At 72.3% G+C, this 19,118-nt stretch carries 21 protein-coding genes; 12 read left to right on the forward strand and 9 right to left on the reverse strand.

All coding sequences use genetic code 11. The features are described from left to right. Positions 1 to 37 precede the first annotated feature (37 nt). The 4 genes from ACFC51_RS09280 to ACFC51_RS09295 are packed head-to-tail and all read left to right on the forward strand — an operon-like array spanning position 38 to position 4,385. Positions 38 to 574 carry a hypothetical protein gene (locus ACFC51_RS09280; protein WP_376373084.1) on the forward strand — a complete coding sequence of 179 codons (537 nt, stop codon included), beginning with the start codon at positions 38 to 40 and terminating at the stop codon, positions 572 to 574. Next, positions 571 to 1,977 carry an argininosuccinate lyase gene (argH, locus tag ACFC51_RS09285; RefSeq protein WP_376373081.1) on the forward strand — a complete coding sequence of 469 codons (1,407 nt, stop codon included), beginning with the start codon at positions 571 to 573 and terminating at the stop codon, positions 1,975 to 1,977. The genes ACFC51_RS09280 and argH overlap by 4 nt, the downstream gene beginning before the upstream one ends. Positions 1,978 to 1,987: 10 nt before the next feature. After that, positions 1,988 to 3,181, forward strand: coding sequence for an argininosuccinate synthase (locus ACFC51_RS09290; RefSeq protein WP_376373079.1), 1,194 nt, complete (start codon positions 1,988 to 1,990; stop codon positions 3,179 to 3,181). 1 nt (position 3,182) lies between these two features. Continuing rightward, positions 3,183 to 4,385, forward strand: a complete 1,203-nt coding sequence (locus tag ACFC51_RS09295) for an MFS transporter (protein WP_376373076.1) — start codon at positions 3,183 to 3,185, stop codon at positions 4,383 to 4,385. 21 nt (positions 4,386 to 4,406) lie between these two features. Here ACFC51_RS09295 and ACFC51_RS09300 read toward each other — a convergent pair whose 3' ends face one another. Together ACFC51_RS09300 and ACFC51_RS09305 are read right to left on the reverse strand one after the other, a co-directional pair. Beyond that, the gene (locus ACFC51_RS09300; RefSeq protein WP_376373073.1) at positions 4,407 to 5,222 is read right to left on the reverse strand and encodes an SGNH/GDSL hydrolase family protein; all 816 of its coding nucleotides are present in this window, start codon (positions 5,220 to 5,222) and stop codon (positions 4,407 to 4,409) included. Beyond that, the gene (locus ACFC51_RS09305) at positions 5,209 to 5,778 is read right to left on the reverse strand and encodes a PadR family transcriptional regulator (RefSeq protein WP_376373070.1); all 570 of its coding nucleotides are present in this window, start codon (positions 5,776 to 5,778) and stop codon (positions 5,209 to 5,211) included. Before ACFC51_RS09305 ends, ACFC51_RS09300 begins: the two co-directional genes overlap by 14 nt. A gap of 86 nt (positions 5,779 to 5,864) precedes the next feature. Here ACFC51_RS09305 and ACFC51_RS09310 point away from each other — a divergent pair, with 86 nt between their 5' ends. The 6 genes from ACFC51_RS09310 to ACFC51_RS09335 all read left to right on the forward strand — a co-directional run bounded on the left by ACFC51_RS09310 (position 5,865) and on the right by ACFC51_RS09335 (position 10,961). Further along, positions 5,865 to 6,290, forward strand: coding sequence for a nuclear transport factor 2 family protein (locus ACFC51_RS09310; protein ID WP_376373067.1), 426 nt, complete (start codon positions 5,865 to 5,867; stop codon positions 6,288 to 6,290). A gap of 362 nt (positions 6,291 to 6,652) precedes the next feature. Continuing rightward, on the forward strand, positions 6,653 to 8,326 hold the full coding sequence (locus tag ACFC51_RS09315) for an ATP-binding protein (protein ID WP_376527794.1): 1,674 nt from the start codon (positions 6,653 to 6,655) through the stop codon (positions 8,324 to 8,326). A gap of 5 nt (positions 8,327 to 8,331) precedes the next feature. Beyond that, positions 8,332 to 8,742, forward strand: a complete 411-nt coding sequence (locus ACFC51_RS09320; RefSeq protein ID WP_376373062.1) for a roadblock/LC7 domain-containing protein — start codon at positions 8,332 to 8,334, stop codon at positions 8,740 to 8,742. Beyond that, on the forward strand, positions 8,739 to 9,110 hold the full coding sequence (locus tag ACFC51_RS09325) for a DUF742 domain-containing protein (RefSeq protein ID WP_376373059.1): 372 nt from the start codon (positions 8,739 to 8,741) through the stop codon (positions 9,108 to 9,110). Before ACFC51_RS09320 ends, ACFC51_RS09325 begins: the two co-directional genes overlap by 4 nt. Then, positions 9,091 to 9,699, forward strand: a complete 609-nt coding sequence (locus ACFC51_RS09330; protein WP_376527796.1) for an ATP/GTP-binding protein — start codon at positions 9,091 to 9,093, stop codon at positions 9,697 to 9,699. The genes ACFC51_RS09325 and ACFC51_RS09330 overlap by 20 nt, the downstream gene beginning before the upstream one ends. Next, positions 9,696 to 10,961, forward strand: coding sequence for a cytochrome P450 (locus ACFC51_RS09335; RefSeq protein ID WP_376373053.1), 1,266 nt, complete (start codon positions 9,696 to 9,698; stop codon positions 10,959 to 10,961). The genes ACFC51_RS09330 and ACFC51_RS09335 overlap by 4 nt, the downstream gene beginning before the upstream one ends. A gap of 57 nt (positions 10,962 to 11,018) precedes the next feature. Here the strand turns inward: ACFC51_RS09335 and ACFC51_RS09340 are convergent, their stop codons facing one another. The 3 genes from ACFC51_RS09340 to ACFC51_RS09350 form a co-directional block, all read right to left on the reverse strand. Continuing rightward, positions 11,019 to 12,050 (reverse strand): 7-epi-alpha-eudesmol synthase, encoded by a 1,032-nt coding sequence (locus tag ACFC51_RS09340; RefSeq protein WP_376373050.1) that lies wholly within the window; start codon positions 12,048 to 12,050, stop codon positions 11,019 to 11,021. 467 nt (positions 12,051 to 12,517) lie between these two features. Beyond that, positions 12,518 to 12,946, reverse strand: a complete 429-nt coding sequence (locus ACFC51_RS09345) for a pyridoxamine 5'-phosphate oxidase family protein (protein WP_376527798.1) — start codon at positions 12,944 to 12,946, stop codon at positions 12,518 to 12,520. Between the two features lie 78 nt (positions 12,947 to 13,024). Further along, positions 13,025 to 13,531, reverse strand: coding sequence for a universal stress protein (locus ACFC51_RS09350; protein ID WP_376527800.1), 507 nt, complete (start codon positions 13,529 to 13,531; stop codon positions 13,025 to 13,027). Between the two features lie 197 nt (positions 13,532 to 13,728). On the opposite strand from ACFC51_RS09350, the gene ACFC51_RS09355 reads away from it, so the two are divergent. Beyond that, positions 13,729 to 14,220: a GNAT family N-acetyltransferase gene (locus ACFC51_RS09355; RefSeq protein WP_376527802.1), complete on the forward strand. Its 492-nt coding sequence runs from the start codon at positions 13,729 to 13,731 to the stop codon at positions 14,218 to 14,220. A gap of 26 nt (positions 14,221 to 14,246) precedes the next feature. Here the strand turns inward: ACFC51_RS09355 and ACFC51_RS09360 are convergent, their stop codons facing one another. From ACFC51_RS09360 to ACFC51_RS09370, 3 genes are all read right to left on the reverse strand, one after another. After that, positions 14,247 to 15,149, reverse strand: coding sequence for a glycosyltransferase family 2 protein (locus ACFC51_RS09360; protein ID WP_376527804.1), 903 nt, complete (start codon positions 15,147 to 15,149; stop codon positions 14,247 to 14,249). Between the two features lie 78 nt (positions 15,150 to 15,227). Beyond that, entirely contained in the window at positions 15,228 to 15,809 is a 582-nt protein-coding gene (locus tag ACFC51_RS09365) for a GNAT family N-acetyltransferase (RefSeq protein ID WP_376373035.1), read from the reverse strand. Positions 15,810 to 15,862: 53 nt separating this feature from the next. After that, positions 15,863 to 17,311 (reverse strand): MFS transporter, encoded by a 1,449-nt coding sequence (locus ACFC51_RS09370; RefSeq protein WP_376527807.1) that lies wholly within the window; start codon positions 17,309 to 17,311, stop codon positions 15,863 to 15,865. Positions 17,312 to 17,418: 107 nt separating this feature from the next. Here ACFC51_RS09370 and ACFC51_RS09375 point away from each other — a divergent pair, with 107 nt between their 5' ends. Further along, positions 17,419 to 18,030, forward strand: a complete 612-nt coding sequence (locus tag ACFC51_RS09375; RefSeq protein ID WP_376373031.1) for a TetR/AcrR family transcriptional regulator — start codon at positions 17,419 to 17,421, stop codon at positions 18,028 to 18,030. Positions 18,031 to 18,171: 141 nt separating this feature from the next. Here the strand turns inward: ACFC51_RS09375 and ACFC51_RS09380 are convergent, their stop codons facing one another. Next, the gene (locus tag ACFC51_RS09380; protein ID WP_376373028.1) at positions 18,172 to 19,026 is read right to left on the reverse strand and encodes a PhzF family phenazine biosynthesis protein; all 855 of its coding nucleotides are present in this window, start codon (positions 19,024 to 19,026) and stop codon (positions 18,172 to 18,174) included. Positions 19,027 to 19,118: the final 92 nt, after the last annotated feature.

Genomic DNA, 19,118 nt, shown 5'->3' on the forward strand with positions numbered 1-19,118 from the left:
GGACGGCGCCGTACCGGGTCCCGCCGACGGGTACCTGTTGCACCGACGTCCGCTGACCCGGCCCGAAGCCGCCGAGGTCATGCGCGAGATCAGGCAGTCGCCCCACATCACCGGCTACAGCGCGGGTGAGTGGACGGGGCGCCGGGACACGTTCGCCCTGGTGGACACGGGGACCGGCCGGCTGGCCGGCGCCCTGCTCGTGCACCATCTCGCCGGCCGCTGGAGCGAGATAGCCGTGGTGTTCCTGTTCGACGAGTACCGGGGCAGGGGACTCGGGCAGCGGATGCTGCGGGGCGCGTTGTGTGCGCTCGAACCGGGCGGCCGCGACCTGCTGCTCTTCTTCTGCTCGTCAGGGATGGGCCGGATCGCGGGGGAGTCCGGATTCGACGTCCTCGCCGGTGAGGCCGAGTTCACCCGCGGCTCACTGCGGCGCAGGCTCTTCCTCTCCGTCCTCTACAAGGCGCAGTGGCTCTGCAGTGCGTACCGATTGCGTGAGATCCGTAGGAAGAAGAGGGAGTTCCGATGCTCCTTCGCATTCAAGGTGGCCGTGATGACGAGACGAGGAGACCGGTGAACAGGGAAGAGACCCCGCGCGAGGAACAGGTCTGGGAGGGCTGGCTCACCGGCAACAGCGCGCTCCTGGAGGAGATCAACGCCTCGGTCCGCTTCGACCACCGGCTGGCCCAGCAGGATCTCGACGGCTCGGTGGCCCACGCCCGCATGCTCGCCGGGAGCGGGGTGATCTCCTCAGCGGAGTCGGAGCTGATCGTCTCCGGTCTGGAGCGGATCAGGGGCGAGATCGAGGCCGGGGAGTTCACCTTCGACCCCGCGCTCGAAGACGTCCACATGAACGTGGAGGCCCGGCTGCGGGAGCTGATCGGGCCCGTCGCGGGCCGGCTGCACACCGCCCGTTCCCGCAACGACCAGGTCGCCGTCGACGCCCGGCTCTGGGTGCGCGACGCGATCGGCCGGCTCGACGCACTCCTCGGCCGCGTGATCGACGTGATCGCGGAGCGGGCCGAGGTCCATCACGCCGACGTCATGCCCGGCTTCACCCACCTGCAGTGCGCGCAGCCGGTGACCATCGGGCACCATCTCCTGGCCTACGGCGAGATGTTCCTCAGAGACCGCGACCGGCTCCGCTGCGCCCGGCTGCGCCTCGACGAGTCCCCGCTGGGAGCCGCCGCCCTCGCCGGCACCGGCTACCCGATCGACCCGTACGACACCGCCCGCCGCCTCGGCTTCGGAGGTGTGACCCGCAACTCGCTCGACGCGGTCTCGGACCGTGACTTCGTCCTCGACTACCTGTCCGCGGGTGCCACGCTCGCCGTGCACATCTCACGGCTCGGCGAGGAGATGGTCATCTGGAGCACCCCGCAGTTCGGCTTCATCGCACTCCCCGAGGACCTCTGCGCCGGATCGTCGATCATGCCGCAGAAGCGCAACCCGGACCTGCCCGAGCTGATGCGGGCCAAGTCGGGCCGGATCTTCGGCGACCTGATGGCACTGCTGACGGTCATGAAGGGGCTGCCGCTCGCCTACAGCCGGGACATGCAGGAGGACAAGGAGGCGCTCTTCGACGCGGCGGACAACCTCGAAGTGGGTGTCCGGGCGGCCGAGGCGATGCTGCGCGGCATCACCTTCCGGCCGGAGAAGACCCGCGCGGACGCGGCCCTCGGCAACACGGTGGCCACCGATGTCGCCGACTGGCTGGTGGCCGGGCAGGGCCTGCCCTTCCGCGAGGCCCACAGCGTCGTCGCCGGACTCGTCAAGTGGCTGGGCGTCCAGGGCCGGGAGCTCAAGGACTCCTCACCGGCCGAACTCGGCGACTTCGACGCCCGGCTCCGGCCGATGCCGCCCGAGGTCCTCACCGTCGAGAACGCCGTCGCCCGCCGCACCTCGCCGGGCGGTACCTCCCCCGAACTCGTCCGCAAGGCAGCCGTGGAGCTGCGCGGACGCAACGCCGAGTCGAACTGAGGAGCGAACCATGACCAAGCGTGTTGTGCTGGCCTATTCGGGCGGCGTGGACACCACCGCCTGCATCCCCTACCTGCGCCACGAGATGGGCGCCGACTTCGTCGTGGCGATGGCCGCCGACCTCGGGCAGGGCGACGAACTGGAGCCGGTCCGGGAGAAGGCCCTCCGTGCGGGCGCCGACGTCTCGATCGTCGTGGACGCGAAGGAACGGTTCGTCCGGGAGTTCGGCTTCCCCGCGATACAGGCCAACGCCCTGTACGACGGCCAGTACCCCCTCTCGTCGGCGCTCGGCCGCCCGCTCATCGGCGAACTCCTGGTGGAGCAGGCCCACGCGTACGACTGCACCGCCGTGGCACACGGCTGCACCGGCAAGGGCAACGACCAGGTCCGCCTCGACCTGACGGTCGGCCTCCTGGACTCCGGCCTGGAGATCCTCGCCCCGGCCAGGGTCTGGCCCTTCAGCCGCGCCGACACCATCGCGTACTCCGAGAAGTACGGCATCGAGCCGCACGTCTCCAAGGAGAAGCCCTGGGCCATCGATCTGAACATCCTCGGCCGCAACGTCGAGGCCGGGCTGATCGAGGACCTCTCCTGGGAGCCGACCGAGGAGGTCTGGTCCCTGACGACGGCCCCCGAGAGCGCACCCGACACCCCGGCGCACGTGCGCATCGGCTTCGAGGGCGGCATCCCCGTCACCCTCGACGGCGAACGCCTCGCGCCGCTCGACCTGCTCGGCCGGCTCAACACGCTCGGTGGCCGGCACGGGGTGGGACGGATCGACATGCTGGAGAACCGCGTGGTGGGCGTCAAGTCACGCGAGCTGTACGAGGCCCCGGCCATGCTGCTGCTCATCAGGGCCCACCAGGAGCTGGAGAACCTCACCCTGCCCGCGGACGTGCTGAACCAGAAGCGCCAGCTGGAGCAGCAGTACAGCCGGACCGTCTACGACGGGCACTGGCACGGCCCGCTGCGCGCCGCCCTGGACGCCTTCGTCGCCTCGACCCAGCGCACGGTCACCGGTGAGATCACCCTCAAGCTCTACAAGGGCGGGGTGGCGGTCGCCGCGCGCTCGGCGGAGCACTCCCTGTACCGGCACGAGCTGGTGACGTACGGGAACGAGTGCACGTTCGACCAGAGCAGCGCGGAGGGGTTCATCGACATCTTCGGTCTGCCCGGCCGGGTGTGGAACAAAGTGAACGGCTGACATGACGGGTCCACTCCCTACGCTGTCCCGCGAGCGCAACACCGGTGCGGTGCGTGCCGCGGTGGGGCCGATCGCCGTCATCGGTGTCTTCGGCATGACGCTGGGCATCACCTATCCGCTGCTGTCCCGCATGCTGGAGGAACGGGGGGCCTCGGGCACCGTGATCGGGCTCAACGGGGCGATGACCCCGCTGGGCATGGTCCTGACCGCGGCGCTGATCCCCGTGCTCGTGCGACGGTTCGGCCCGTGGCCGCTGATGATGGCGGCGGCCGCGGGCAGCTCGGCGATCCTGAGCCTGTTCGCGGTGACGGACGACCTGGTGCTCTGGTTCGTCCTGCGCGCCCTGCTCGGCAGCTGCGCGGTCGCCATGTTCATCCTCAGCGAGACCTGGATCAGCGAGAACGCCGACGTGGCCCATCGAGGGAGGCTGCTCACCGCCTACACCTCGGTGCTCGCCCTGGGGTTCTGCGTGGGGCCGGCGGTCCTCAGCGCCTCGGAGAACTCCGAGGCGCTCGCCCTGACGGTGGCGGTGGCCAGTCCTCTGGTGGCGCTGTGGCCGCTGTGGACCGAGAGGTCCCGGGTGCCCGCCATGGGGGCCTCGGGGCGGGTGCCGGTGGCATCGCTGACCCGGCAGCTCTCGGTCCTCCTGGTGGCGGTCCTGGCGATCTCCGTCTTCGACGCCGTCACCCTGCAGTTCCTGCCCCTCTACGCGGACGCGGCCGGACTCCCGGCCGGGCGCGGTGAGCTGGCCCTGACGGTGCTGCTCGTCGGCCAGACGACCCTGCAGTTCCCGCTCGGCTGGCTGGCCGACCGCCTCGGCGGACGCACCGCCCTGCTGCTCTCCCTCACGGTGGGCACGGCGGGGGCGCTGCTGCTCCCCGCGGCCATGGGCTGGGGGCTGTGGCTGTGGCCGACGGTGGCCGTGTGGGGCGGTATCGCCTTCGCCGGCTATCCCCTGGTCCTGAGCATCCTGGGGGCCAACCTGGACGGGGAGAGCCTGCTCCTGGGGAACACCGCATTCGCCATCGTCTGGGGGGTCGGAGGCGTGGTCGGACCCCCGTACGCGGGCGCGGCCATGGACGTGTGGGGCGCGAACGGCATGCCGTGGTCGTTGGCGGCGCTCTGGGTCCTGGCCGTGCTCACCACGGTGGCGGCGTTCCTGCGGCGTGCCGCAGGACACGGCGCACCCGGCTCCGGGCGGTGAGACACCCGGAGCCGCGCTCCTCTACGCCCCGCCGTCCGCCGGGGCGGCGAGCGGCTCCGCCGTACTGCTGAGCGGCAGCAGCAGGGGGCGCTTCGCGGTGCGGTCGTCACCGGAGGACCGGCCACGGAGACGGCGGCCGAGCCAGGGCCCGAGGAAGGAGGCGGTCCAGCGCACTTCGGCCGCCGCCGCCTGCCAGGCGGACGGCGTCGCCCGCGGGGGCAGCGGAAGCGCCCAGGCGTCGTCGCTCCCGGGCAGGTGCAGGGCGTGGGCGACGGCCGCGGCGATCCGCTCGTGGCCCAGCGGGCTCGAATGGAGGCGGTCGGTGCTCCAGAGGCGCGGGTCGGTGGTGACGTCGTGCCCGGCGCCCTCGGCGACCGTGACCCCGTGCCGGGCGGCCGCGGCGCGGATGTGGTCGTTGAGCGCGAAGACGCGGGACCTGACCGGCCGGGCGAGGGGCGCGATCTTCCCGATGTCGGGGAAGGTGAGGGTCACCACGTGGGCTCCGGCGGCGGTCAGCGCGGAGAACATCGCCTCCAGGTGGCCGACCGTCTCCGCCGGGTCGAACCGCGGCCGGAGCGCGTCGTTGACCCCGGCGACGACGCTGGCGATGTCGGGGCGCAGGGCCAGCGCGGGTTCCAGCTGCTCGGCGCGGACCTGGTGGGCGACACGCCCCCGTACGGCCAGGTTGGCGTACGTGAGCGAGGGGCTGACGGCCGAGAGGTGCTCGGCGAGCCGGTCGGCCCAGCCCCGGAGGCCGACGGTGTCGTCGCCGTCCCCGACCCCCTCGGTCTGGCTGTCGCCCAGGGCGACGTACCGCAGGTATTCACCGCTGCTCATGAACGGTCCGCCTTTCACGGAGAACGGCTGAGATGCGCAGGCACCAGTCCCGGTTGTCCCGCTCGAAGGCGAGACCCCGCAGGCAGGTCAGGTAGGGGCCGATCCGCTCGCCCCGGAGCAGGAACTCCTCCTCGTCGGCGTCCCCGCGCATCTGGCGCAGCAGCTTGCCGAAGAGCTCGATCCTGGCCTCGGCGGCGGACGCCCGTTCGTCGAGCTGCTCGATCACCGGCCCGACGCCGATGTGGTCGGCGGCCTGGACCTTGACGAGCAGGTCGTCGCGGATGAACGAGGGCTTCGACAGGGTCGCGGCGAACGTCTCCAGCTCGGCGAGACCGGCGTCGGTGACCCGGAACAGCCGCTTGTTGGGGCGGGTCTCCTGGACCACCTGCCTCCCCGCGACCAGCCCGTCCTTCTCCAGCTTCGCCAGCTCGGCGTACAGCTGCTGGGGCAGGGCGTGCCAGAAGTTCGCGACGCCGATGTCGAACGCCTTGGCCAGCTGGTATCCGCTGTACTCGCCGTCCAGCAGTGCCGCCAGCACGGCATGTCGCAAGGCCATCGAAGCGGCCCCTTCCCTTTTCGTGTCCGCCGCTTCATCATACTCAAGAAACTGACTAGTCACATTGTTGAGTAAGAGGAGAGGCCATGGAGACCGCCGAACGCTTCCGCGCCGCCGTGGAGAAGCACGATCGCGCAGCACTGGACGAGCTGTTCACCGAGGACATCCGCCTCCACAGTCCGGTGAAGTTCACCCCCTTCGAGGGGAAGGCCATGGTGTCGGGGCTCTTCGGCGTCCTGCTGCGCACCTTCGAGGACTTCCGCTACGTCGGGGAGTTCGAGGGCACGGCCGAGTCCGGAGACGGCGGCGGGGACGCCCCGTCGGCGATCCTCGTCTTCCGGGCCACCGTGAACGGAAAGCAGATCCACGGCATCGACCTGCTCCAGTTCGACGAGGAGGGCAGGATCGACGAGTTCACCGTGATGGTCCGCCCGCAGTCCGCGGTGCACGCCCTGGGTGAGGCGGTCCTCGCGGGCCTGGTCGCCGACGGCCTGGTGCCCGAGGCCGGCTGAGGGGAAGCGGAAGCGGAAGCGGAACCGGCGGCGGGGGGCGGGTGCCTCCGGGACCTTCGCCCGGAGCGGCCGCTTCCGCGCCTTCCGGCCACCTCCGTCCTGCTTCCGCCGAACGGGGCGGACGGGGGACCGGTGCTGTTCAAGGGGTGTGCGTGACGGCGACCGGAAGGTTCCGGCCAGCGCATGATCGAATACCTCCCGGTATGCGGAGGACGGTTGATCAATTCGATCTGGAACCCGATAGGCTCCTCTGCGGCGCGGCGAGTTGACGTGAAGTCACATCGCCGCCGCGATGCTGCGCGCTCCCCTCGGGCGCCGCCCGCACCGCCCCCGTTCGAAAGTGTTGCTCTCGAAGGATGCAGATGGAACTTGCCACTCCACCCCCAGCGGCGCGCGCTCCGGTCGCCTGGTTCGGCTGGTGGCTGATGCCGCTGGCCTTAGGAGCAGGAACCGTCGTCACCGCAGTGGCGGGACCCGAAGAGGTCCAGATACCCGCGACGTTCGCGGGAGCGGCGGTCACCGTCGCCGGCTCGGTCTGTGTACGGCTCCTGATCCGCACCCGTTCCCAGCTCCGCCGCGCAGGCGAGGAGTACCGCTCCGCGCAGGCCGAGCACTCCCAGCAGCTGTACGCGGACGTACGCGGCAGGGAACAGAGATTCGCGTCCGAGCGATCGGCGCTGGAAGCACAACTGGGCGAGCAGGCAGCCCACTTCGAAGCCCGGGTCGCGGAACACACGCAGGCCTGCGAGGCCGCCGTCGCCGCACGGACCGACGAGACGGAGGAGCAGCTCGCGCACCAGCAGGCCGTCGTCGCCAGGCTCGGCGAGAGCCATCTCCCCGAAGCGGTCGAGCGGCTGCGGGACGGCGAGGCCATCGACGACATCCTGGCGGAGATCGGCCAGGAGGCCGAGGCGGGTCCGGAGCTGCGCGCGGCGCTGCGCAGGGTCCTGCGGACCGCGCTGCTCGCCGTCGAGGAAGAGCTGAATCGTTCCACCTCCGCCGAGCAGGCCGTGGTCGGCATCGGCAGCCGGATCCACGTGCTGACGGGCCGTCTCCGCGGCCGGCTGCACGAGATGCAGGGCGAGCACGGGCGTCTTCCCGCGGTGGCCCAGGGCCTCATGGAGCTGGACCAGGAGATCGGCCCCGCCGACTGCCTCGCCGCCAGCATCGGCGTACTCGGTGGTTCGGACCGGCCCGGACGCCAGTGGCAGGAGCCCCAGCGGCTGCTCAGCGTGGTCCGGGGCGGCATCGGCCGCATCAAGGACTTCAACCGCATCCAGGTCCGCCACCTCCCCGAACTCGGTGTCGACGGCGGACTGGTGGACCACCTCACCCTGATCTTCGCCCACCTCCTGGACAACGCGGCACGCTACTCGCCGCCCACCGAGCCCGTGGTCGTCTCCGGCAAGGAGGTGCCCAACGGTGTCGGCATCGAGATCCAGGACGCGGGCAAGGGACTGAGCGACGAACGGAAGCGCGAGGCGGAGCAGGCCATCGCGGGTACGTCGAAGGGCCCCGGCCTCGGCGGCATCTCGGAGGACGCCAACCTCGGTCTGCGCGTGGTGGGCGCCCTGGCTCGCCGCTACGGCATCAGGGTCACCTTCGCGGACTCCCCGTGGCTCGGCACCTCCGTGGTCGTCGTGGTCCCCCACAAGTACTTCAGCCATCTGTCCGCCCCCGTCACCGAGCCGGCCAGGCCCGTCGTGGAGAGGGCGGAGCCCGTCCCCGCACCGGCGGGCACCGCCGCGCCCGTGGACACCACCGGAGCCGGCGACCTCATGGACACCACCCCCGGCGGTCTGCCGAGGCGCAGGAGCAGGCGGGCCGACGCGCCGGCCACCCGGCCGAGCGCCGGTGAACGCACAGGCGAGTCCATGGCCCCCGTGCCCCCGGACGCGTCGTTCGCCGGCCTCGCCGCCTTCGCCACGGCCGGGCGTGAGAGCACCCCGCCGGAGACGATGACCGCGGACGCCGCCCCGGGCGCACGCGAGACGACTGCCGGCCGCGAGTACCACCGCACTGAAGAGAGCGACTAGTCCACATGACGCAACAGGGAACCGACGTGAGCTGGGCGCTCCGGGATCTGACGGAGAGCATCCGCGAGATCCGCTTCGCCCTCGTCGCCTCCAGCGACGGCAAGGCCATCACCTCCTACGGCGCCGACGATCCGGACGACGTGGACCGCTTCGCCGCAGTGGTCGCCGGGCTGCAGGCGCTGGCGCAGCCCGTGGCCGAGCAGTTCCCCTCGTACGCGGGGCAGCTCCGGCTGGCGATGATCGAGGTCGACGGCGGTCACCTCTTCGTGGTGCGGGCCGGAGTCGAGACGTACCTCGGGGTCCTGGCCAGGGAAGGGCTCGACCAGGGGCTGCTCGGACACCAGATGAGAGACCTGGCGCGCAGGATGGGTGAGCTCCTCGGCACCAGCCCGCGCCTGGAGGAGCACTCTGGATGAGTGGTCCCCGCCGGCCCACGGACCCGCCCGGTCTCGAGCGCTACTACGTCCTCACCGGGGGGCGCAGCGGACCGGGGGGTTCGTCGTCGACCCTGGACGTGGCGACCCTCATCATCTCCCGTGCCGCAGCCGGGACCGGCCTGCAGCACGAACACGAGGAGATTCTCCGGCGCTGCCGCGATCCGCTGTCGGTGGCCGAACTCGGCGCCCATCTCGGATTGCCCTTCAACATTCTCGCGGTGCTCCTTGCCGATCTGCTGGACGCAGGACGCGTCGAGGCCCGCGACCCCATTCCGGCGTCAGGCGCCGGCCGCGGGCCCGACCTGGCGCTCCTCGAGGAGGTACTCAGTGGACTTCAAAGGCTTTGACCAACCCGGCCGGCAGACGGACGGAGGCGGCACCCGCTCGGTGAAGGTGATGATCGCCGGCGGTTTCGGCACCGGGAAGACCACCCTGGTGCGCTCGGTCAGCGACATCAAGCCGCTCACCACCGAGGAGACGCTGACCCAGGCCAGCGTGGACGTCGACGACCTGATCGGGGTGGCGGACAAGCAGGAGACCACGGTCAGCCTCGACTTCGGCAAGATCGGCATCAACGAGGAACTGGTCCTGTACCTGTTCGGGACACCGGGGCAGGAACGTTTCTGGTTCCTGTGGAACGGTCTGTTCAAGGGCGCCCTGGGGGCCGTGGTCCTGGTGGACACCCGGCGGCTGGCCTCCAGCTTCCGGGCCATCGAGGAGATGGAACGGCAGAACGTGCCCTTCGTCATCGCCCTGAACGTGTTCCCCGACTCCAAGAACCACCCGGTCGAGGAGATCCGTGACGCCCTGGACATTCCCGAGCACACCCCGGTCGTGACCTGCGACGCCCGTGACCGGACCTCCAGCCGTGACGTGCTGATCGCGCTGATCCGCCACCTCAAGGCACGCTCCGCCGTCGCTCTGGAGCCCCGATGACCGACGGACACCCGGTGAACGAGGCGGACGCCCCCCGCGGCTGCCCCGTCATGCACGGAGGGGCCGGCGGTCCCACCCGGCTCTACGGGCCGGACGCCGCGCTGGACCCGCAGGGCATCTACGGCCGGCTGCGCAAGGAGTACGGCGCCGTGGCGCCCGTGCTCCTGGAGGGCGATGTCCGCGCCTGGCTGGTCCTCGGCTACCGCGAGAGCCGGCGCGTGCTCGACAACCCCCTCCAGTTCAGCCGGGACTCGCGCATCTGGCAGGACTGGAAGGACGGAGGAGTCGAGGAGACCTCGCCGCTGATCCAGATGCTCGGCTGGCGGCCCGACTGCGTCTCCCAGGACGGCGAGCCGCACCGCAGGCTGCGCCGGGCCGTCACCGACAACCTGGACACCCTCGCGGGGCGCGGCATCCGGCGCCACGTCACCCACTTCGCGAACAAGCAGATCGACGTGTTCGCGGGGGCAGGCACCGCGGACCTGGTGGGCGGGTACGCCGAGTACCTGCCGATGCTCGTCCTGACGAGGCTCTTCGGACTCCCCGCGGCCGAGGGGCGCAGCCTCGCGGTCTCCTGCGCCCAGGTCATCAAGGGGGGCCCGGACGCCCTCGCGCACAACGACCGCATCATGCAGATCCTCGGGGAGCTCGCCGAGCGCAAGCGCGCCGAGCCCGGCCCCGACTTCACGACCGGACTGCTCGATCACGCCGCGGGCCTGGACGAGGGGGAGATCCTCAGCCACCTGCGGCTGGTGCTGATCACCGCCCACACCACCACCAGCAACCTGCTGGCCCGGGTGCTGGAGCTGATCCTCACCGACTCCTCCCGTCTCGCGGGGCTCGTCAGCGGCCAGCGGGCCGTCTCCGAGGTCGTCGAGGAGGTCATGTGGAACACCCCGCCGCTGGCGGTCCTCCCGGGGCGCTTCGCCACCGCGGACCTCGAACTCGGCGGTACGCAGATCAAGGAGGGCGACCTGCTGGTGCTCGGGCTCGCCGCGGGCAACCTCGACCCGGACATCCGGCCGGACTCCGGGGTGTCCGTCCACGGCAACCAGTCGCACCTGGCGTTCAGCGGCGGTCCCCACGAATGCCCCGGCCAGAACATCGGCCAGGCCATCATCGAGACCGCCGTCGACGTCCTGCTGCACCGGCTGCCGGGGCTCCGGCTGGCCGTGTCCGCCGACGAGCTGACCTCGACCGCCTCCACCTGGGAAGCGCGGCTGGACGCCCTTCCGGTCGAGTTCGCCGCGCAGCCCGTCTGAGCTCCGCAACTCCCCGTTCCCGCCCGGCCGTACCTCAGGCCGGGCGGGAACGGCGCGTCAGACGGCGAGCAGGTCGTCCAGCGATCCGCGTCCCGCCAGCTCCGCCGTCGCCGCCGGGCCCTCCTTCGCGGCGGCGTAGCGGCCGGAGGTCAGCGCCCACTCGTAGTTGCCGCTGATCCAGTGCTGGATGGCTTCCACGCCCATCCGCACCTGGTCGCGCTGCTCGGAGCCGAGGCCGAGCTCCTCGCACATCACCGGGACGTGCGCCTCGAGCGCGAGGTACTCGTCGAGGCACTCGGTGGTCATCCGGTACGCCTCGTCCGCGGCCTCCTCCCAGGTGCCGCCGCGCTCGCGGTGCAGTACGGCGATGAGGTTGTGGCCGTCGCCCCGGCGCTTCTCCCGCTCGAAGCTGTGGATGTCGTTCATGAAGCCGATGGTGTCGGCGGCCAGGTCCCGCATCCTGACCATCAGGTCGTGGGCCTGCACCTGCGCCGGCACCTCGAAGCCGCGGCTGCGTTCACCCGCGTCGATGCTGTGGTGGATGCCCACGGTCCGGCGGCGGAACTCCGCGTACTCCTCTATGCCGAGCGTCCCGGCGCGGCCCTTGGCCGCCAGGTCGACCTCCTCGGTGTGTGCCACGAGGAAGCGCCCCCAGGAGGCGGCGAATCTCGTACGCCAGGCCAGGGACATGCCGTCGGAGAGCTGCGCCCACACCTCGGCCCAGGCGGTGGTGATCGGGCAGACCACGCGCGGCGCCGTCCCGGCCGGGCGCAGCGGGGTGGCTATCAGCTCCCGCGCGACCTCCGCTATGCGGTCCGCGCGGTCGGGGCTCCCGGCGTCGAACTGGTCGTCGAAGAGGAAGGCCAGGGAGAACCAGTTCATCAGGACGACCATGTCGTCGGCCGAGGCGTAGGGGTACGTCCGCGCCGCCGCCTGGGGCAGGTCCCAGGACTGGTACTCCTCGAAGCCCGCCTGACTGCGTACCAGCCCCATCTCCCACACCCAGCGCAGGTGGCGCTCCCTGGCGGGGGCGAGGTGCTCGCTCACCGGGGCCTCGAAGGGGAGGTCGAACGTGACGTCCTGCGGCATTGGCGTCCTCTCTTGAGACGATTCACAGGCCCCCGCCCTGCGACCGGGCGATCGGAATTGACGCCCATTGACTCTAAGTGCGCGTTTTGAGCCACAAACTGATGGCTCATCATGTGCGACCTGATGCTGCCCAGAGCCTAAACGATCTATGCCACAAGATCGGAAGCAAGAATTCCTATCGGAACGAACGCCTCACCTGCTGTCCGGGAGGGGCGGGGAGGGGCGGTTGGCGCCCGATCGCCCCGTTTCCTCACGCGGATTGCCGGGCGCCGCGACCGGCCCCGGAGGGGTGCTTCGGGCCGCTCGCGGTGCGGCCCCCGGCACGAGGGCGACGCGATGTCGCCTTCACCGGCGCTCCCGGCGTCACCAGGATGAAGGCGGAGTGGGCCCGGACGCTCGACGGCCGGGCGCCGCGTTCCTCAGGGCCCGTCAGGGGCCGGCCGGGCGCGGGCACCCCTCCCGGCGGCTCAGCCCTTGCCGAGATCGGCGCTCAGCCAGCGCTGCGGGCGCATGTGGATGACGACCTGCTCGCCGTGCTCCCTCCAGGCGAAGTCGACGTAGCCCTCGACCTTCTCGGCGGGGAGGTAGCGCGACGAGATCTCCACCAGCAGGTCACGCGTGGCGGGGGCCGTGGACACGACGGGGCCCTCGACGGAGACGTAGCGGACCGTGGGTGTGACGCGGTCGACCATCATGCTGAAGCGGCCCGACGCGGCGATGGAGTTGCCCTTGCGGGAGTCGCGCCCCGTCATGATCCACAGGTCGCCGCCGGGTTCGTAGCCGTACCAGATCGGCACGGTGAGCGGGGCCCGTCCCTCCTCCAGCGCGTCCACGGCCAGGGCGGCGACGTGCGGTTCGGCCAGGAACTGCTCACGCTCTTCGCGGGTCAGAGCCACTGCTTGAACTCCTCGGGTGGGGGATCGGCGTTGCCTCCGGCCGCATTATGCAACGCTCGCCCCGGCCCGGCGGGGGAGTCACACGCCGTCCCGGCCCATGAGTTCCCGGAGGTCCGGCCGCAGTGGCGCTGCGGTCCTCCGCAGGGGTGACGGCGGTACGGCGAGCACGGGGCAGGGCGCGTGGGCCACGCAGTAGCGCACCACGGACGGCCGCAGGCAGCGGTGCAGCGCGCCACGGGGACCGGCCCCGACCACCAGCAGGGAGTCCCCGGCGGTGGCCATGTCCACCAGTACGGCTCCGGGGGTGCCCCGGACGGCCCGCCCGGCGACCTCCACCCCGGCCCCGGCCGCGCCGAAGGCGGTGGTGAGAGCGGCGCGCAGCCGTACGGCGGCGTCCGTGCGGCAGAGGAGGAGCGAGGGCCCGAGGCCGGCTCCCTGCCGGCCGCCGAGACCGGCCCCCGGGACGTCCCAGGCGAGGACCGCCCACAACTCCGCGTCCCTCAGCCGGGCTTCCACGGCCGCCCGCCGCAGTGCGGCCAGGCCGCCGGGCCTCCCGCTGACCCCGACCACGACTCTGGGCCGCATGGCTTCCCGCCTCTCCCGATCGCCGGACCTTCTTCCCCATCACAGCGCGGGGCGGCCGCCGGAGCCACGGCCCTGACGGCCCTCTGACGCGCCGGCCTCCGGTCATGACGGATCGCTGACGCCCAGGCGGGACGGACCACCTTCCTCGGCGAACGTCCCTGGTATACCTGTGCGTTCACCGGCAAGGGGGAGCGGCCATGGCTCAGGACACGTTCGTACGGCTGCGGGCGGCGCACGCCGAGGACGCGGAGGAGATCACCCGCGTCTTCCTCGCCTCCCGGGAGGCGGCGCTGCCCGGTCTGGCACGGGTGCACAGCGACGAGGACACCCTCGCCTGGATCACCCATGTGCTGCTGCCCGGCACGCAGGTGTGGGTGGCCGAGGGGGAGACGGGGGAGCTGCTGGGCTTCGCCTCCCTGGACGGGGACGAGCTCGACCAGCTCTACCTGCGCCCGGACACCCTGCGGCGGGGTGTGGGGACACGCCTGCTGGAGCGGGTGAAGGAGGCCTCGCGCGGGGAGCTGAGCCTCTACACGTTCCAGCGCAACACCGGGGCGCGCGCCTTCTACGAGCGGCACGGCTTCGTCGCCGTGGCCTACGACGACGGCAGCCGCAACGAGGAGGAGGAGCCGGACGTGCTCTACCGGTGGACCGCCGCCGGACGGCCCGCGGCGGCCCGCCCCGAGTGAGCGGACGGGCGGCCGCTCGCGGGCGGTCAGACGACCGGCGGGCGGCCCAGGCGCGTCATGCGCCACACCGTGCGCCAGCGCATCGGCCTGCGCGGCCCGCAGCCGGTGCACACCCCCTCGGCGAAGCCCGCCGCCCAGGCGCGCAGACCGGAGGCCGAGCGGGTGCGCGCGAGGGTGAGCAGGAGCCAGGTGCCCAGGTAGACGGGGACCAGGAGGAGGGGCAGGTTGCGGCGGGCCAGCCAGACACGGTTGCGGGCCGTCATCCGGTAGTAGACCGCGTGCCGCGCCGGTGACGTCCTGGGGTGCTGGAGCAGCAGGCCCGGCTCGTAGAGGATCGTCCAGCCCGCGTCGAGCGCCCGCCAGGACAGGTCCGTCTCCTCGTGGGTGAAGAAGAACTCGGCCGGCCAGAGGCCCGTCCCGGCGAGCATCTCCAGGGAGAGCGCGTGGCCGCCGCCGAGGAACGCCGTGACCGGGCCGCCGCGCATCGGGTCCTTGGCCCGGAGGCGGGGAACGTGCCGGCGCTGGGTCTCCCCCTGCTCGTCGGCGATGCGGAAGCCCACGATGCCGAGGCGCGGATCGGCGGCGTACAGCTCCTGGACCGTGCGGAACACGTCCTTCTCCACCAGGAGACCGTCGTCGTCCAGCTCGATCACCACGTCCACGTCGCCGAAGCCGGCGAGCGCCTCCAGCGCCTCGTTGCGGCCGCCGGGGCACCCCAGGTTCTCGTCGAGTTCGAGCAGCGTCACCCCGCCGTCGAGGTCCGTCAGGCCGGGGAACGAGGTGTAGTCCGGAAGGCGGGAGCCGTTGCCCACGATCACCACGCGGGCGGGCCGCACGTCCTGCACGGCCACCGACGCCAGGAGCGCCTCGACCTGCTGCGGACGGTCCCCCATGGTGACGATGGCTACGCCGACGCGTGGTACGGACAAGGCTCGGCTCTCCCGGGGGTTTCGGCGGCTGCTGCGTCGCGGTCCTGCCGCGGTGCCCGCGATCGTAACGTCTGGTGTTCAGCGTCCGTCGGCCGCCCGGTCACCGGAGGGACGGTCGTCGTTCAGCCGGGAGTACATCAGCATGTCCCGGCGGCGCCCCCCGATCTCCTGCCAGTCGCGCAGCAGGCCCTCGCGCCGGTAGCCCGCGCTCTCGGCGGTCCGCAGGGAGGCCGTGTTCCACGGCTCGACGAGCACCTGGACCCTGGGGATGCGCAGCTCGTGCAGGGCCCAGGTGGTGACCGTGCGCAGGGCCGCTCCCGCGACGCCCCGGCCGCGGGCCGGCGCCGCCATCCAGTAGCCGAGCGTGGCCCTGCCCTCGGCCACGTCCGCGAGCCAGAGGCCGACGGAGCCGACCGGCCTGCGGTCCCGGGTGCGGGCAATGGTGAACGGATAGCCGCTCCCGGTGGCCGCCCGGTCCCACTGGCGTCTGACGTAGGCCTCGGCCGCCTCGTGGGAGTAGGGCGTCGGGATCGTCGTGATCAGCGGGATGTAGTCGTCCTCCGCCGCCTCGCGGACGAGGGGCAGATCGCTCATCTCCCAGGGGCGGAGGACGAAATCGGCTCCGGCGGTCATGCTGGGGACGGTCAGCGGTTGTGCCATGGACGTCATCCTGCCGCCCCGGCGTCCCGCCGCCCGGACCCGACTCACCCGACTCACCCGGCGGACGTGCGGCTGCCGGACCGGCCGAGGAACACACCGGCGAGCAGGGCCCCCGCGAGGACGAGCGCCGAGTTGACGAGGACCGCCGTCGAGACCCCGGACAGCACCGCGGCGGGCCCGGTGTCCGTCCCCGTCCGGGCGGTGACGACCGCGCTCATCACGGGGATCCCCATGGTGATGCCGACCTGCTGCGTCATCGTGGCCAGGCCGGTGGCCAGGCCCTGTTCCCCGTCGGGCAGGCCGGAGGTGGCGGTGACCATGAAGCCCACGATCATCAGCATGTTGCCGACGCCGCCCACGAAGGTCGCTGCCAGCAGGAGCGAGATCCAGCCGCCGGAGGTGCCGAGCGCCACCAGGGACAGGGTGGCGGCGGCCTGGACGGCACCGCCCGTGACGATGGTGCGACGGCTGCCGAACCGGCCCACTGCGCGCCCGCCGAGCATCCCGCCGACCACGGTGCCGATGCCCAGGACGCCGAACGCGAGGCCGGTGGCGAGAGGGGAGTAGCCGAGGACCTCCTGGAGGTAGAGCGTCAGGAGGAAGACCAGGGACGTCTCGGTGACGAAGGCGGTCAGCCCGCTGGCGTTGCCCCAGACGACGCTGCGCCGCCGGAGGATGTGCACGGGAACCAGGGGTGCGGCGGCCCGCTTCTCGACGGACCAGAACCCGACGAGGAGTGCGGCGCCCACGAGCAGGGCGGTCAGGGTGGTGGGGGTGGTCCAGCCGGACTCGCCCGCCTGTGTCAGTCCGTACACGAGCAGCAGCAGGCCGCCGGTGACGGTCGCGGCTCCTGGCAGATCGAGCTTCGGCCGCCCGGCGGGCCGCGAGTCGGTGATCACGGACGGGGCGAGGGCGACGACCAGTGCGGCGACGGGGACGTTCACGAAGAAGGCCCAGCGCCAGGAGAGGAGGTCGGTGAGCAGCCCGCCGAGGACGGCCCCGGCCGTGAACCCGGCGGACATCAGGGCGCCGTTGAGGCCGAGGGCGCGCTCGCGCAGGGGGCCCTCCTTGAACGCCGTGGTGAGCAGCGCGAGTCCGGCAGGGGTGACGGCCGCGGTGGCCAGGCCCTGGAGGACACGGGCGGTGAGCAGGACCTCGGGAGAGGTGGCGAGCCCGCCGAGCGCCGAGGAGAGGCCGAGGAGGACCATGCCGCCGGTGAACAGGCGCTTGCGGCCGACGAGATCGGCGACACGCCCGAACAGCAGGGTGAATCCCGCGGCGGCGAGGGCGAAGGAGGTGGCGATCCACTGGAGGTGGGCGAGGGAGAATCCGAGACCCTCGCCCACGGCGGGCAGGGCGACGTTCAGGATCGAGAAGTCCACAGCGATCATGAACTGCGCGCCGAGGAGGAGGACGAGCACGAGCTTCTGCCGCCCCGTCATGCGGACGGCCGGCGGCGGGGGAGGCGCGGTGACGGGTGCCGTGCTGCTGGAGGTGGACATGGGGTGCCCCTTCCTGGAGGCCCTGAGGTGTTAACGGTCCTTCGGTTCCGTTAATATGGACGCCACCGTAGCAGGGAGTGGGCCGCTAATGGAACTGGAGAGCCGTTATGGGTGCTGAGGAAGTGGAGCCGGGCACGGTACGGCCCGGTGGGCGTACGGCCCGGGTGCGGGAGTCCGTGCTGCGGGCCGCCGGTGACGCGCTGGTCGAGCACGGCTTCGGGGGGCTCGATCTCGCCGACGTGGCCCGTCGCGCGGAGGTCGGCAAGACGACGGTCTACCGGCGCTGGTCCACCACGGCGGGGCTGGTCGCCGACCTGCTGACGGACATGGCGGAGCAGTCCGTCCCGCGCGCGGACACGGGTTCCCTGGACGAGGACCTCAGGGCCAACGCCCGGCTCGTGGTGCGGACGCTGACCGACGCGCGTCAGGGCCCCCTCTTCTCCGCCGTCGTCGCGGCGGCGACGTGCGACCCCCGGACCGCCGAGGCCCTGCACCGCTTCTACGCGGTGCGCGTCGAGGAGTGGGCCGGCTGTGTGGACGCGGCGGTCGCGCGGGGCGAACTGCCCGCGGGCACCGACGCGCGCGAGGTGGTCAAGGCCGTGTCGGCGCCCCTCTACTACCGCCTGCTGGCCAGCGGCGATCCGCTCGACGAGACGGTCGCCGACCGGGCGGCCGAGGCGGCGGCCGTGGCGGCGAGGGCCGGCGTCTACGCGGGCTGACGCCGCCCGTACGGGAACGGGCGCGGCGGGCCCGCGGCCCCCGTACGGGAGGGGGTGCGGCGGCCGGGCGGGTGATCAGGTCCGCAGCGCGCCCCGACGGCTCCGTCTCCGGGCCGGCCGGGGCGCGGCATGCTCCGGCGGTCAGCCGATGCGGGTGCCGGTCCCGCTCACCCGGATCCGCGCGTCACCGGACCGCAGTTCGACGGTGAGCGTGCCGGGACGGCCCATGTCGGCGCCCTGGTGGAGGGTGAGGACCGCGTCCTCGGGTACGAGGCCCAGCTCGCGGGCGTACGCCCCGAACGCGGCGGCCGCGGCGCCCGTCGCGGGATCCTCGACCACGCCGCCGACCGGGAACGGGTCACGGACGTGGAAGACCGAGCCGGACTCCCGCCGGACCAGCTGCACGGTCGTCAGGTCCAGTCGGCGCATGAGGGCTTCCAGGCGGGCGAAGTCGTACGAGAGGTCCGCGAGCCGCTCCCGGGTCGCGGCGGCCAGTACCAGGTGCCGGGCTCCGGCGTAGGCGATGCGCGGGGGGAGCGCGGGGTCCAGGTCGGCGGCCGGCCAGTCCAGGGCGGCCAGGGCCTCCGTCACGTCCTCGGGGGCGACGTCCTCGGTGTGCGGCTCGACGCTGGTGAGGGTGGCGCGGAGCTCGCCGCCCTCGCGGACGACGCTGACGGGGACCGTGCCGGCGGCGGTGGAGAACACCAGGTCGCCGGGGCCGTCCCGCTCGGCGAGCGCCAAGGCGGCGGCCACCGTGGCGTGGCCGCAGAAGGGGACCTCGGCCTTCGGGCTGAAATAGCGGACGGTGTACCCGCCGTGGCCGTCGGGCGCGGTGAGGAAGGCCGACTCGCTGTACCCGAGATCAGCCGCGACGGCGAGCATCGCCGCGTCGTCCAGGCCGGAGGCGTCCAGGACGACCCCGGCCGGGTTGCCGCCCCCGGGGTCGGCGGAGAAAGCGGTGTAGCGGAGGATCCCGGCGCTGTCGTGTGAGCTCATGCCGCACGTCAACCGAGGTGCGCGGGCGGGCATTCCCCGGGCGCCCCCGCCCGGTGCGCACGGGAGTGGCCCGGGGTCCTGACTCCCCGGGC

Source organism: Streptomyces sp. NPDC055962, assembly GCF_042270185.1.
Lineage (GTDB): Bacteria > Actinomycetota > Actinomycetes > Streptomycetales > Streptomycetaceae > Streptomyces.

What these genes read in the sequence shown, in the direction of transcription:
- ACFC51_RS09300 (WP_376373073.1), bottom strand. Translation starts at nt 5,222, where the DNA reads ATGAGCAGCGGTGAATACCTGCGGTACGTCGCCCTGGGCGACAGCCAG.
- ACFC51_RS09355 (WP_376527802.1), top strand. Translation starts at nt 13,729, where the DNA reads ATGGCTCAGGACACGTTCGTACGGCTGCGGGCGGCGCACGCCGAGGAC.
- ACFC51_RS09320 (WP_376373062.1), top strand. Translation starts at nt 8,332, where the DNA reads ATGACGCAACAGGGAACCGACGTGAGCTGGGCGCTCCGGGATCTGACG.
- ACFC51_RS09380 (WP_376373028.1), bottom strand. Translation starts at nt 19,026, where the DNA reads ATGAGCTCACACGACAGCGCCGGGATCCTCCGCTACACCGCTTTCTCC.
- ACFC51_RS09375 (WP_376373031.1), top strand. Translation starts at nt 17,419, where the DNA reads ATGGGTGCTGAGGAAGTGGAGCCGGGCACGGTACGGCCCGGTGGGCGT.
- ACFC51_RS09365 (WP_376373035.1), bottom strand. Translation starts at nt 15,809, where the DNA reads ATGGCACAACCGCTGACCGTCCCCAGCATGACCGCCGGAGCCGATTTC.
- ACFC51_RS09370 (WP_376527807.1), bottom strand. Translation starts at nt 17,311, where the DNA reads ATGTCCACCTCCAGCAGCACGGCACCCGTCACCGCGCCTCCCCCGCCG.
- ACFC51_RS09290 (WP_376373079.1), top strand. Translation starts at nt 1,988, where the DNA reads ATGACCAAGCGTGTTGTGCTGGCCTATTCGGGCGGCGTGGACACCACC.
- ACFC51_RS09315 (WP_376527794.1), top strand. Translation starts at nt 6,653, where the DNA reads ATGGAACTTGCCACTCCACCCCCAGCGGCGCGCGCTCCGGTCGCCTGG.
- ACFC51_RS09305 (WP_376373070.1), bottom strand. Translation starts at nt 5,778, where the DNA reads ATGGCCTTGCGACATGCCGTGCTGGCGGCACTGCTGGACGGCGAGTAC.
- ACFC51_RS09310 (WP_376373067.1), top strand. Translation starts at nt 5,865, where the DNA reads ATGGAGACCGCCGAACGCTTCCGCGCCGCCGTGGAGAAGCACGATCGC.
- ACFC51_RS09350 (WP_376527800.1), bottom strand. Translation starts at nt 13,531, where the DNA reads ATGCGGCCCAGAGTCGTGGTCGGGGTCAGCGGGAGGCCCGGCGGCCTG.
- ACFC51_RS09325 (WP_376373059.1), top strand. Translation starts at nt 8,739, where the DNA reads ATGAGTGGTCCCCGCCGGCCCACGGACCCGCCCGGTCTCGAGCGCTAC.
- ACFC51_RS09335 (WP_376373053.1), top strand. Translation starts at nt 9,696, where the DNA reads ATGACCGACGGACACCCGGTGAACGAGGCGGACGCCCCCCGCGGCTGC.
- ACFC51_RS09295 (WP_376373076.1), top strand. Translation starts at nt 3,183, where the DNA reads ATGACGGGTCCACTCCCTACGCTGTCCCGCGAGCGCAACACCGGTGCG.
- ACFC51_RS09340 (WP_376373050.1), bottom strand. Translation starts at nt 12,050, where the DNA reads ATGCCGCAGGACGTCACGTTCGACCTCCCCTTCGAGGCCCCGGTGAGC.